Source organism: Streptomyces sp. NPDC054847 (genome assembly GCF_053610925.1).
On record NZ_JBSGZJ010000206.1, the window covers coordinates 1 to 11,896 of the forward strand.

An 11,896-nucleotide genomic window follows, 5' to 3' on the forward strand; every position below is an offset into this window, starting at 1 on the left:
CGTCCAGGGGGCCGGTGATCGTCGCGACGGTGCGCCGCCCCCGGGCGGCCAGGTGGGCGACGGCCGCCCGTGCGCCCTCGAAGTTGTCGGAGTCGACCGCCGCCAGCGTCTCGTCAGCCGCGCGGCGGCCGCTGATGACCACCGGGATGGAGAGCTGCTCCAGCAGGTCCGGCAGCGGGTCGCCCGCGTGCATCGAGACCAGCAGCACGCCGTCGACCCGGTGGGCGGCGAGGTACCCGGCGAGCGTCTTTCGTTCGCGGTCGTTGCCGGCGAGCGTCAGCAGCAGCTGCATCTCGGTGTCGGCGAGGGCGGCTCCGACGCCGCGCACCATCTCGGAGAAGTACGGCTCCGCGAAGAAACGGTCCTCCGGCTCCGGGACGACGAGCGCGATGGCGTCCGTACGGTTGCCCGCGAGGGCCCGGGCCGCCCGGTTGGGGACGTAGCCCAGTTCGGCGACGGCCGCCTCGACCAGAGCGCGGGTCTCTTCGCTGACGCGCGGCGAGCCGTTGATGACCCGGGAGACCGTCCCGCGTCCGACCCCCGCCCGCGCGGCGACCTCCTCGAGGGTGGGCAGACCGGTGGCCCGCCCCCCGTTCCCCGTACGGATGGTCCGAGACATCGTGTCCGCCTCCCCAGGCTGCCCAGGCGGAGAACATAACGTGCCGCGGCGCCTTCGGACCTCCCCCTCTCAGACGACGAACGCGGCCGATCACGTATGGGAGCGCTCCCACTCCCCCGTCGGCGCCTGGTGGGCAAAGCCGCAGGCCACCGCCCGTGCCACGGTCGCCCCCGGCGTGCTAAAAGTACGGGTCACACAAGTACGGCCGCGGGCGGCACGTCAGGACCCGGGGGTGACGGCACTCCCCGAAGGAGGTCGTCATGCGCAGGACCGCAATCCTCGCGGTCGTCGTCGCGCTGGGCGCCGGGCTCCTCGCAGGCTGCGCCAAGGACAGCGAAGAGCCGGGCGACAGCGCCTACGACGGCGGTGACGGCAAGGGGAGGACCACCATCACGGTGGGCGTCTTCGGTGCCTTCGGTCTCAAGGAGGCGGGGCTGTACGAGGAGTACATGAAGCTCCACCCGGACATCAGGATCAAGCAGACCTCGATCCAGCGGAACGAGAACTACTACCCGCAACTGCTCACCCACCTCAGCACGGGCAGCGGCCTCGCCGACATCCAGGCCGTCGAGGTCAACAACATCGCGGAGGTCGCCGCGACCCAGGCGGACCGGCTCGTCGATCTGGGCAGGACCGAGGGCGTCAGCAAGGACTCGTTCCTCGGCTGGAAATGGGCGCAGGCCACCACCAAGGACGGGAAGACGGTCGGTCTCGGCACCGACATCGGCCCCCAGGGCATCTGCTACCGCAAGGACCTCTTCGAGAAGGCCGGGCTGCCGACCGACCGCGACGAGGTCGGCAGGCTGTGGGCCGGGGACTGGGACAAGTACCTGGAGACGGGCAGGAAGTACAAGGCCCGGGCGCCCGAGGGGACGGCCTTCGTCGACTCCGCCTCGGGCGTGATGGCGGCCGTCACGGGCAGCAACGAGAAACGCTTCTACGACGAGAACGGCGAGATCGTCTACAAGACCAGCCCGGCCGTGAAGCAGGCCTGGGACCTCGCCGCCGAGTTCGCCACGGAGAAACTGACCGCCAGGCTCCAGCAGTTCACGCCTTCCTGGGACCAGGCCATGTCCAACGGCGCCTTCGCCACCGTCTCCTGCCCCGCCTGGATGCTCGGCCACATCCAGGACAAGGCGGGCGCCGCCGGCAAGGGCAAGTGGGACGTCGCCGCCGCGCCACGGCCGAGCAACTGGGGCGGCTCGTTCCTGGTCGTGCCGAAGACGGGCGACAACACCGCCGAGGCGGCGAAGCTCGCCGCCTGGCTGACCGCTCCCGAGCAGCAGGCGAAGCTGTTCACCGAGCGCGGCAGCTTCCCCAGCGCCGAGGCCGCCTACTCGCTGCCCGCCGTCGCCGACGCCACGCACCCCTACTTCGGGGGCGCGCCCATCGGGAAGATCTTCTCCAGGGCCGCGCAGGACGTCCCGGTGCAGATCGTGGGGCCCAAGGATCTGATCATCGCGCAGAACCTGGCCGACATCGGCATGCTCCAGGTGGACCAGAAGGGCCGCAGCCCGCAAGAGGGCTGGGACGCGGCGGTCAAGGCGATCGACAACGCCTTGGACGAGTGACGTGCCGGAACCCGCACACGGCAGGCCGGCCGCGCACGTCGAACAGCCCGGGAAGCCGGGGTCCGCTGTGGACGTCGGAGCCCCCGACGACACGGACGCCGCCAAGCAGCGGCGGCGTGCGAAGCGCTCACGCCGCTACCGGCGCGACGTCAGATGGAGCCCGTACGCCTTCGTCGCACCGTTCTTCGTCTTCTTCCTCGCCTTCGGCCTCTTCCCGCTGCTCTACACCGGCTGGGCCTCGCTGCACCGGGTGGAGCTCACCGCGCCCACCGACATGGAATGGGTCGGGCTGCGCAACTTCTCGCGCCTCCTCGAGGACGAGTTCTTCTGGAACGCGCTCAGGAACACGGTCACCATCGGACTGATGTCGACCGTGCCGCAGCTGCTCATGGCGCTCGGCATCGCACATCTGCTCAACTACCGGCTTCGTGGCTCGATGTTCTTCAGGGTCGCCGCCCTCACCCCGTACGCGACGTCCGTCGCCGCCGCGACGCTCGTCTTCGTGCTTCTCTTCGGCCGCGACTACGGGATGGTCAACTGGGCGCTCGGGCTGGTCGGCATCGGTGACGTCGACTGGCAGAACGGGCAGTGGACCTCGCAGCTCGCGGTCTCGACGATCGTGATCTGGCGCTGGACGGGTTACAACGCGCTGATCTATCTCGCGGCGATGCAGGCCGTCCCGAAGGACCTGTACGAGTCGGCCGCGCTCGACGGGGCCTCGCCGTGGCAGCAGTTCATCCATGTCACGGTGCCGTCCCTGCGCCACACGATCCTGTTCACCTGCGTGGTCTCCACGATCGGCGCGACCCAGCTGTTCGGCGAGCCCCTGCTGTTCAGCGGCGGGGCCGGCGCGACGGGCGGCGCGGACCACCAGTTCCAGACGCTCGGTCTCTATCTGTACGAGCAGGGGTGGGTGAACCTGCACCTGGGCCGGGCCTCCGCGATCGCCTGGGCGATGTTCCTGATCCTGCTGGTCGTCGGCGCGGTGAACTGGCTGGTCGCGCGCCGCCTGAGCAAGAGCGCGTAGAGCGGAGCCGAGACGACGATGACAGGGCGCAAGGGGCGGGCGGGGCGGCAGTTGCACGGCGGGAGGTTCGCCTACGCCGCGCTGATCGTGTTCACCGCCGGCTCCCTCTTCCCACTGGTGTGGACGGCGGTCGCCGCGTCCCGTACCAACACCCGGCTCGCTCAGACTCCCCCGCCGTTCTGGTTCGGCAGCCGGCTCTTCCGCAATCTGGAGATCGCCTGGACCGACGCGAACATGGGCACCGCCCTGCTCAACACGACGGTCGTCGCCGGATCGGTGGCGGCGGGCACCGTGGTCTTCTCGACGTTCGCCGGGTTCGCCTTCGCCAAGCTTCGGTTCAGGATGAAGAACGCGCTGCTGCTGCTCGTCATCGGCACGATGATGGTGCCGCCGCAGCTCAGCGTCGTGCCGCTGTACATGCTGATCGCCGAACTGTCCTGGACCGACCAGCTCCAGTCCGTCATCCTGCCCACGCTGGTCAGCGCCTTCGGGGTGTTCTTCATGCGCCAGTACCTGATGGAGGCACTGCCCGGCGAACTGATCGAGGCCGCCAGGGTCGACGGCGCGAGCAGCCTGCGCGTGGTGTGGCACATCGTCTTCCCCGCCGCGCGGCCGGCGATGGCCGTCCTCGGGATGCTGACGTTCGTGATGGCCTGGAACGACTTCTTCTGGCCGATCCTCGCTCTGACGCAGAGCGGCAACCCGACGGTGCAGGTGGCCCTGGCGGGCCTCGGGCAGGGCTACATCCCCGACCAGTCGGTGATCATGGCGGGAGCGCTGTTGGGGACGCTGCCGTTGCTGATCGCGTTCGTCGTCTTCGGCAAGCAGATCGTGGGCGGCATCATGCAGGGGGCCGTCAAGGGCTGAGGGCGCGGGCGCGGGGCGTGCGGGCCGCTGCGCGGGGCTTGTTCCCCTCCCCGCCCCTTCCCGGAACCGGGCTCCGCCCGGACTTCTACCACGCTTCGCACACACCCCTGCCGGGCTCCGCCCGGGCCGTACCGCGCGGTGTCCTCGAACGCCGGACGGGCTGGAAATGCAGCGGGCGAAGCCCGGTCGGGGTGAGGGGCGTGGCGGGGCCCCGGGCGGGTGGGGGCCGGCCCGGGGCGTCGCCGTGGGGGGACGGGGTGGCTACTTGTACGCGGAGAAGGCCTTCGTGAAGGCCAGCGGCTCCTGCAGGATCGAGCTGCACGTCGCGTCCGCCGCCGGCTTCTCCCCGCCGGCGCACTGCTTGTCGCGGGTCGAGGACCACATCGACAGCCAGCCCAGGTTCTTCGACTCGGCGAACTTCACGAGCTGCGTGGCGTCGTCGACCTTGAAGATCTCCGTCACCACGTCGTTCACGCCGATCATCGGGGTGACCGCGACGGCCTGCCACGCGGCCGCGTCCGAGAGCCCGAGCACACCCTTGATCTGCGCCTGGGTGGCGGTGGCCGCCTGGATCGCGTACTCGCCCATGTCGCCGCTGTACGCCGGGCCGTAGTCCATCGCCATGATGTTGACCGCGTCGACGCGCACGCCGTTCTTCTTGGCGTCGGCGACCAGGTCCACGCCGGGCTGGGTGAGGCCCTCGGGCATGACGGGCAGGGTGAAGGAGACGTTCAGGCCGGGGTGCGACTTCTGGAGCTGCGCGATGGCCTGCGAGCGCCGCGAGTTGGCGGCGGTGTCGGGCAGCGCCGCGCCTTCGACGTCGAAGTCGACCTTCGTGAGCTTGTAGGTGTCGATGACCTTGCCGTACGCCTTCGCCAGGTCGTCGGCGGAGGAGCAGTTCAGCGCCAGCTCGTGGCCGGCCGCGCCGCCGAAGGAGACCCGGACGTCGCCGCCCTTGGCCCGGAGGGCGCCGATCTGGGCGGCGACCTTGTCGTTCGCCAGGTCGGTGACACCGCCCCACAGCGGGGCGCAGCCGCCGCCGGAGGTGATGAAGGCGAGGTTGAACTCCTTGACGCCCGTCTTCGCCGCCGTGTCGAGCATGTCGTAGGCCGGGTACAGGGAGGTGTCGATGTACGGCGCGTAGCGCGCGGTGCCGCCCGGCTTCGGAGCCCCGGTCGACGTGGGGGTCGGCGTCGGGGTGGCCGTGGCGGTGGGGGTGGGCTTCTGCGTGGGGGTGGCGGTCGGCGTCGGCGTGGGCTGCTCCGTGGGGCGGCCACTCGGCTGCGGCGTGGCCCCGTCGTCCACCGAGCACTTGATCTCGTCGATGAGACAGGCCGTCGGGTCGGCGGCCTGTCCGCTCGCGGAGGTGACGAAGCCGACGGTGACCGAGGCACCCGGCGCGAGGCTCTTGTTCCAGCTCGCGGGCTTCACCGTGACCTGCTGCCCGTCCACGGTGTGCTCGCCGTTCCACAGGGAGCTGATCCTCGTCCCGGCGGGCAGCTCGAACTCGAGGGTCCAGTCCGTCCGGGCCTCGCCGGTCTCGTTGGTGATGACGTACTGGCCGGTGTAGCCGCCGTCCCAGGTACTGGTCCGGGTGTAGGCGGCGCCGACCGCCGCGGCCTGGGCGGTGCCGGTGAGGACGACCGCCGTGCCGCCGATCACAGCGGTCACGACGACCGCGCCGACCGCCTTGGTCCTGACGCTCGCCCTGCGCCGGTGCGTACTGCTGCCCATCGGGTGCCTGCCTCTGCGTACGAAGTCGGGGGGTGGTGCGCTGCACGCTAGCGGCCCCGAATCGGACAAAAGGCCGATCAGTGACGGCGGTCGGTCTTCTTAGGGCGCGCTTAAGGGAGGCATCGGAAGCGATTAATGATGTGCCGCGAGGACGCGGCCGTGCGCTACCGCAGGGCGGTCTTACGGCGGCGCGGAACCCGCCCCCGGTGCCGGCTGCGGCGCCGGCCGCCGGCGGCCTCGCGGGGGTCGAGGCCGATCCAGATCCGTACCTCGGTGCCCCCGAGGACGGACCTGCCGATCCGTACGTCGCCGCCCGTGGCCTCCGCGACCCTGCGCACGATGTCCAGGCCGAGGCCCGTCGAGCCGTCCCTGGCACCGCTGTTGCCCCGGGCCATGGCGGCCGCCGGGTCGGCGATGCCCGGGCCGGCGTCGGAGACCAGCACGATGACCGCGTCGTCGCTGTTGTGCACGTCGACGGAGAAGGCCGTGCCTTCGGGCGTGTGGCGGAAGACGTTGCCGAGCAGCGCGTCGAGCGCGGCGGCGAGTTCGGGACGTGCGACCGGGATTCGCACGGGCCGGTCCACTCCGGCGAGCCGGACCTTGCGGCCCTCGTCCTCCGCCAGCGCCGACCAGAATCCCATCCGCTCGCGGACCACTTCCGAGACGTCGCAGCCCGCGCCGGGGCCTGCCGCCGCGGTCTGCGGCTTCGCTTCGCGGGCGGTGCGGATGATGGTGTCGACCTCGCGTTCCAACTGCGCTACGGCCGCCCGGGTCTGCTCGGCGGCGGTGCTCTCACCCAGCGACGCGGCGTTCAGCCGGAGCACGGTCAGCGGGGTCCGGAGCCGGTGCGAGAGATCGGCGGCCAGCTCGCGCTCGTTGGCCAGGAGCTGAACGACCTGGTCGGCCATGGAGTTGAACGCGACAGCGGCGGAACGCAGTTCGGGCGGCCCCTCCTCCGGGACACGGGCTCCGAGCCGGCCCTCCCCCAGGTCGTGGGCGGCGCCCGCGAGCCGCTGCGCCGGCTGCACCATCCGTACGCCGAGCCGGTCGGCGACCGCGACGGAGCCGACGATCAGCGCGAGGCCGACCCCGGCGAGGACGAGCCAGGCGGTGTCCACACCGTTGGAGACCTCCCCCTCGGGCACGAAGATCTCGACGACGGCGATCTGGCCGGTCCCGATCGCGGTCGGTTGCAGCAGCGCCGAGCCGCCGGACACCTCGGTGATCGAGGCACGGCCGATCCGTTCGACGGTCGCCAGGTCCTTCTTCGCCGCCCGGCGCTTGCCTATCTCCAGCGGCAGGCTGCCCGGTTCGCCGGACGCGGGGATGTGCACGGCCATCCGGCCGACCGCACCGGCCGGGGTCGACTCGACGGCCCGTTCCAGCGGGCGGCGTTCCGTGGTGACGGTCAGGGTGGGGCCGATCGTCGCGGCCTGCCGCTCGGCGTTGGAGAAGGCACGGTCGCGGGCCATCTCCTTGATGACGATGCCCAGGGGCAGTGCGAAGGCGAGCACCACCATCACGGTGACGGCCAGGGAGACCTTGACGAGCGCCCATCTCATGGCAGGTGTCCGTTCGGTGGCTCGAGCTTCACTCCGACCCCGCGCAGCGTGTGCAGATAGCGCGGCTTGGCCGCCGTCTCGCCGAGTTTGCGGCGCAGCCAGCTCAGATGGACGTCGATGGTCTGGTCGTCGCCGTAGCTCTGCTGCCAGACCTCGGCCAGCAACTCCTTGCGGGGGACGACGACCCCGGGCCGGCCGGCGAGGAAGGCCAGCAGGTCGAACTCCCGGCGGGTGAGGTCGAGGCGCTCGCCGTCCAGTTCGGCCTGGCGGCGCAGCGGGTCGATGGACAGCCCGCCGACCTGGATCACCCGCGAGGGCGGCGCCTCGCCGGCGGCCCGGGACCGGCGCAGCACGGCCGCCATCCTGGCCGACAGGTGCTCCACGGAGAACGGCTTGGTCAGATAGTCGTCGGCACCGTCGTTGAGCAGCCGTACGATCTCCGCCTCGTCGTCCCGCGCGGTCGCGATGATCACGGGAACGTCGGTGATGCCGCGGAGCATCTTCAGCGCCTCCGCGCCGTCCAGATCGGGCAGTCCGAGGTCGAGAATGACGACGTCGAACCGGAAATGGGCCACTTCGCGCAGCGCCTCGAGGGCCGTGCCGACGCTCCGTACCGTGTGGGAGGCCTCGGTCAAGTGCCTGATGAGGGCGGAGCGCACGAACTGGTCGTCCTCGACCACGAGCACACTTGCCATGGGCGGCACCGTACGCCATCCGGAGTACGCCGGTCCCGTTCGGGACAAGCAGGGGACGGGTGGTGCACTATGGCCCGGATGCATCGAGGACTCGTACATGCCATGGCGTGGTCGCTGTCCACCGGCGCGGCGGTGACGCTGTCGTGGTGGGGCGTCCACACGGTCATGGCCGGAACCGCGTACGACCGGCCGCGCGCTCTTCCCATCACCGCGCAGAACTCGACGGCGCAGGCCGCGAAGCCGCAGGCGTCGTCGACGGCGCGGCCGCCGAGCCCGTCCGCCTCACCGAGCACGCGCCCGCCGACGACGCCTCCGCCCGCCTCACCGACGAAGAAGGACCCCCCGCCGAAGTCGCCTTCACCGCCGCCGCCTTCGGATGCCGGAAATGTGAAGGGCTACAACGTCAAGGGCGGCCGGGTGGTCTTCGACATCGGTGACACCGCGGCCGAGCTCGTCTCGGCGACTCCGGCGGCGGGCTGGCAGATGCAGGTGTGGACGCAGCCGTCGTGGATCCGTGTCACGTTCACGCAGGACGGTCACGAGGTGTCGGTGTTCTGCACCTGGAACGGCCATCCTCCGATGGTGCAGTTCGACGAACGCTGAGTGTCCCGTCACCCGAGGGTCAGCGGAACACCGCGGGCGGCGGCACCGGCGACGGCTTGGCGCTCGCGTCCGTCACGGGAGCCGCCCCGCCGGTGAAGTCGGCCAGTGCCCGCCCGTGTTCGACGCGTCCGGCGAACGGGTCGCTCGCGACCCGGCGGGTGAACTCGGCGACCGGCAGTTCCCTGTCCGACGCGAGCAGCACGGCGTTGCCGAAGCGACGCCCGCGCAGCACCGTCGGATCGGCGGCGAGCGCGATCTCGGGAAAGACGGCCGAGGCGGTGGCGATCTGGGCCCGCAGATGCGTGAGCGGCGGCCCGTCGGCGATGTTGGCGACGTAGCTGCCGCCGGGCCTCGTCACCCTGCGCACCTCTGCGAGGAACTCCGTGCTGGTCAGATGCGCGGGGGTGCGCGCCCCGCTGAACACGTCCGCGATCACCACGTCCGCCCAGCCGTCGGGCACCTTCGCCAGACCTGCCCGCGCGTCGGTCGATCTGACCCGTATCCGCGCGCCGGGGTCCAACGGCAGGTGCGCGCGTACGAGTTGGACGAGGGCCGCGTCCAGTTCGACGATCTGCTGGGTGGAACGGGGGCGCGTGGCGGCGACGTACCGGGCGAGGGTGAACGCCCCGCCACCGAGGTGCACGACCTGGAGGGGACGCCCGGGAGGTGCGGCGAGGTCCACGGCGTGGCCCAGCCGGCGCTGGTACTCGAACGACAGATACGCCGGGTCGTCGAGATCCACGTGCGACTGCGGCGCACCGTCGATGAGCAGCGTCCAGCCGCGCGGGCGTTCCCGGTCGGGTATCAGCTCCGCGAGTCCGCCGTCCACGGCAGCGACGACGGACTCCGGTCCACCGCCCCCACGCCGCTTGCTTTTCGCCACGCGTCCATTATCGCCCGGCCGCGGACCCCCCGCGTCCGGGTCCTCCGCCGGGCCGGCCTCAGCGGCAGTTGTCCGCCGCCTCGATCAGACGGGCCGCCTCCCCCAGCGCCTCGCGCAGCACCACCGGGTCCGTGACCGTGTCCGCGTCGTCACCGGGCGGCAGCAGCCAGCCGGACCCGGTGGCCGGTGACTCCGCAGGGATGCGCAGGCCCCGGCCGGTGGTCTGCGTACAGGCGCTGCCCGGCATGTCCCAGGCGTCGGCGGTGCCGGGCGGGACGAGGAAGCCAAGGGTGTCGCAGGCCCCGTCGTGGAGCACCGGCCCGACCGCGGGCGCGGCGGCGCGGCGAAGGATGTCCACCGCCTCGAGGCCCTGCCGTGCGGGAACGGTCACCAGATCACAGGGCTCTGCCGGCCCGCCGGGCACCGCCACGTCGCAGAGGGGTGGTGCACTGCCGTCCGGCGTGGGCCGGTGCCCGGCCGTGGTCGAGGGCGTCGCGCTGGTCTCCATGCCGATCTCCAACAAGGGGATCCCCTCCTCGCTCGAGTGGAGACACGTAACGCGCCTCCGTACGGTTCAACGCCCGTACGCGTCAAGGGCTACGGCGGCACGCCGCCGCAAAGGATGGCAGTTCATGGCAGAACACCGGCGAGATGTCCCTTTTGTTGCCAAACCCTGTGTGAAGGGCCTGTCACAGCAGGTACGTTCTTGCCCCGCCGGAACACGGCCGCACCAAGAGAGGCCTCGGCCATGGCGTCATCGTCAAAGGCATCACGGGCGGTTCCTGCCCCCGTACCCAACCTGGCTTTCCGCAGACTGCGCGGACACCGCTCGCCGGGCGAGTTCGCGACGGCAGTACGGCGGGCGGCCCGCGAGATCGGCGAGCAGGTCTCCTGCGACGCGCGCTACATCGGCCGGGTCGAGTCCGGGGAGATCCGCTGCCCGAACTACGCGTACGAGCGGGTGTTCCTGCACATGTTCCCCGGCCTGGCGCTGACGGACCTGGGCTTCACCGCCCGGGAACAGGTGCGCGGGCGCGGCGCGGGGAACCGGGCCGCGCCCGCGTCACCGCCGCCGGACCGGGCCGCGGACGCGGCCGTTCCGCACCACCACCCCTGCTGCCGGCTCCCCCTCGGCAGCAGCGAAAGCGACAGCGACGAGGAGAGCGACGTGCTGCGTCGCGCATTCATGACGAGCGGCTCCACCACGGTGGCGGCCGCGTCCCTGGGGCTCGGCCCCGGATCCTTGCCCGACCCGCGGAGAGTCGGCGAGGCCGAGGTCAGCGCCGTCGAGGAGGCGGTACGCCGCATCCGGCTGCTCGACGACCGGCACGGCGCCGACGGTCTGTACCGCCGTGCCGCGCAGCCGCTGAGGGCCGCGTACGCGCTGCTCGACGCCGGCACGCCGGCCCGCAGGTCGACGGCGCAGCGGTTGCACACCGGCGCCGGTGAACTCGCCATTTCGGTGGGCTGGCTCGCCCACGACTCCGGCCGTCTCGAGGACGCCCGCTCCCACTACGCGGAGGCCCTGGCTACCGCGCGTGTGGCGGGGGACCCGGCGCTGGAGGCGCACGCGTTCTGCAACACGTCGTTCCTCGCCAGGGACGCGGGCCGGCACCGGGAGGCCGTACGCACCGCACAGGCCGGCCAGCAGGCGGCCCGGCTGGTGGCCTCCCCACGGCTGCTGGCGCTGCTCGCGCTGCGGGAGGCGGGCGGCTGGGCGGGGCTCGGCGACCGCGCCGGGTGCGAGCAGTCACTGGCCAGGGCACACGCGCACTTCGGGCGCGGCGCCTCGGACGCCGACCCCGAGTGGATGTCCTTCTTCGCCGAGCCCGAACTGGAGGCGCTCCAGGCACAGTGCTGGTCGGCCCTCGGCGAATGGGCCCGCGCGGCCCGCCACGCGCGTCGCGCGGCGGCCCTGCAGGACCGCCGCTTCACCCGCAACCTCGCGCTGTACCGGGCCGAGCTGGCCGCGGACCTGGCCCGGGCGGGAGAGCCGGAGGAGGCGGCCGCGGCGGGCGAGCAGGTGCTCGAACTGCTGGGCGAGGTCCGGTCGTCCCGCATCCACGCGATGCTGTCGGAAACGGCGAAGGTCCTCCTGCCGCACCGCCGCAGCCCGTCGGTCTCCGCCTTCCTCCACCACCGCGAGACGGCAACGGGCCGCGCCTGACGCAACACGGGCGTGGCCGCTGCGCGGGGCCGTTCCCCACCCCGCCCCTTCCCGAAACCGGGGGCCCCTCCCCCGGACCCCCGCGCCTCAGCCGCCGGCGAGGCTGACAAAGTCAGCCCGCCCGGGGGCACCTCCCACGAGCGCCGGGCCGTAGGGGGAGTTTGAGGA

General features: G+C 71.9%; 11 protein-coding genes. 5 read left to right on the plus strand and 6 right to left on the minus strand.

The window, feature by feature from the left end:
* The coding region (locus ACWGH4_RS20520) for a LacI family DNA-binding transcriptional regulator (RefSeq protein WP_453462779.1) at nt 1–619 on the minus strand (619 nt) is incomplete at its 3' end.
* Nucleotides 620–879: 260 nt separating this feature from the next.
* Here ACWGH4_RS20520 and ACWGH4_RS20525 point away from each other — a divergent pair.
* The 3 genes from ACWGH4_RS20525 to ACWGH4_RS20535 all read left to right on the plus strand — a co-directional run bounded on the left by ACWGH4_RS20525 (nt 880) and on the right by ACWGH4_RS20535 (nt 4,084).
* On the plus strand, nt 880–2,190 hold the full coding sequence (locus tag ACWGH4_RS20525) for an ABC transporter substrate-binding protein (RefSeq protein ID WP_453462781.1): 1,311 nt from the start codon (nt 880–882) through the stop codon (nt 2,188–2,190).
* Nucleotides 2,191–2,257: 67 nt separating this feature from the next.
* The gene (locus ACWGH4_RS20530) at nt 2,258–3,217 is read left to right on the plus strand and encodes a carbohydrate ABC transporter permease (protein WP_453462804.1); all 960 of its coding nucleotides are present in this window, start codon (nt 2,258–2,260) and stop codon (nt 3,215–3,217) included.
* An 18-nt stretch (nt 3,218–3,235) separates the two neighbouring features.
* Nucleotides 3,236–4,084 carry a carbohydrate ABC transporter permease gene (locus ACWGH4_RS20535; RefSeq protein ID WP_453462784.1) on the plus strand — a complete coding sequence of 283 codons (849 nt, stop codon included), beginning with the start codon at nt 3,236–3,238 and terminating at the stop codon, nt 4,082–4,084.
* A gap of 261 nt (nt 4,085–4,345) precedes the next feature.
* On the opposite strand, the gene ACWGH4_RS20540 is transcribed toward ACWGH4_RS20535, so the two are convergent.
* From ACWGH4_RS20540 to ACWGH4_RS20550, 3 genes are all read right to left on the minus strand, one after another.
* Entirely contained in the window at nt 4,346–5,818 is a 1,473-nt protein-coding gene (locus ACWGH4_RS20540; RefSeq protein WP_453462787.1) for a glycoside hydrolase family 18 protein, read from the minus strand.
* A 164-nt stretch (nt 5,819–5,982) separates the two neighbouring features.
* Nucleotides 5,983–7,380 (minus strand): sensor histidine kinase, encoded by a 1,398-nt coding sequence (locus tag ACWGH4_RS20545; RefSeq protein WP_453462790.1) that lies wholly within the window; start codon nt 7,378–7,380, stop codon nt 5,983–5,985.
* Nucleotides 7,377–8,075: a response regulator transcription factor gene (locus tag ACWGH4_RS20550; protein WP_453462793.1), complete on the minus strand. Its 699-nt coding sequence runs from the start codon at nt 8,073–8,075 to the stop codon at nt 7,377–7,379. Before ACWGH4_RS20550 ends, ACWGH4_RS20545 begins: the two co-directional genes overlap by 4 nt.
* A gap of 69 nt (nt 8,076–8,144) precedes the next feature.
* Here ACWGH4_RS20550 and ACWGH4_RS20555 point away from each other — a divergent pair, with 69 nt between their 5' ends.
* Complete coding sequence (locus tag ACWGH4_RS20555; protein ID WP_453462796.1) at nt 8,145–8,678, plus strand: hypothetical protein; 534 nt, start codon at nt 8,145–8,147, stop codon at nt 8,676–8,678.
* Nucleotides 8,679–8,697: 19 nt separating this feature from the next.
* Here ACWGH4_RS20555 and ACWGH4_RS20560 read toward each other — a convergent pair whose 3' ends face one another.
* Both ACWGH4_RS20560 and ACWGH4_RS20565 read right to left on the minus strand, forming a co-directional pair.
* On the minus strand, nt 8,698–9,561 hold the full coding sequence (locus ACWGH4_RS20560; RefSeq protein ID WP_453462799.1) for a spermidine synthase: 864 nt from the start codon (nt 9,559–9,561) through the stop codon (nt 8,698–8,700).
* A 58-nt stretch (nt 9,562–9,619) separates the two neighbouring features.
* A complete protein-coding gene (locus ACWGH4_RS20565) occupies nt 9,620–10,069 on the minus strand; it encodes a hypothetical protein (RefSeq protein ID WP_453462806.1) in 450 nt (149 codons plus the stop codon).
* 240 nt (nt 10,070–10,309) lie between these two features.
* On the opposite strand from ACWGH4_RS20565, the gene ACWGH4_RS20570 reads away from it, so the two are divergent.
* The gene (locus tag ACWGH4_RS20570) at nt 10,310–11,728 is read left to right on the plus strand and encodes a tetratricopeptide repeat protein (protein WP_453462801.1); all 1,419 of its coding nucleotides are present in this window, start codon (nt 10,310–10,312) and stop codon (nt 11,726–11,728) included.
* Nucleotides 11,729–11,896: the final 168 nt, after the last annotated feature.

Bases quoted from the DNA above. Each gene is read 5' to 3' on its own strand.
- ACWGH4_RS20570 (WP_453462801.1), top strand. From the start codon at position 10,310: ATGGCGTCATCGTCAAAGGCATCACGGGCGGTTCCTGCCCCCGTACCC.
- ACWGH4_RS20550 (WP_453462793.1), bottom strand. From the start codon at position 8,075: ATGGCAAGTGTGCTCGTGGTCGAGGACGACCAGTTCGTGCGCTCCGCC.
- ACWGH4_RS20525 (WP_453462781.1), top strand. From the start codon at position 880: ATGCGCAGGACCGCAATCCTCGCGGTCGTCGTCGCGCTGGGCGCCGGG.
- ACWGH4_RS20555 (WP_453462796.1), top strand. From the start codon at position 8,145: ATGGCCCGGATGCATCGAGGACTCGTACATGCCATGGCGTGGTCGCTG.
- ACWGH4_RS20565 (WP_453462806.1), bottom strand. From the start codon at position 10,069: ATGGAGACCAGCGCGACGCCCTCGACCACGGCCGGGCACCGGCCCACG.
- ACWGH4_RS20535 (WP_453462784.1), top strand. From the start codon at position 3,236: ATGACAGGGCGCAAGGGGCGGGCGGGGCGGCAGTTGCACGGCGGGAGG.
- ACWGH4_RS20545 (WP_453462790.1), bottom strand. From the start codon at position 7,380: ATGAGATGGGCGCTCGTCAAGGTCTCCCTGGCCGTCACCGTGATGGTG.
- ACWGH4_RS20540 (WP_453462787.1), bottom strand. From the start codon at position 5,818: ATGGGCAGCAGTACGCACCGGCGCAGGGCGAGCGTCAGGACCAAGGCG.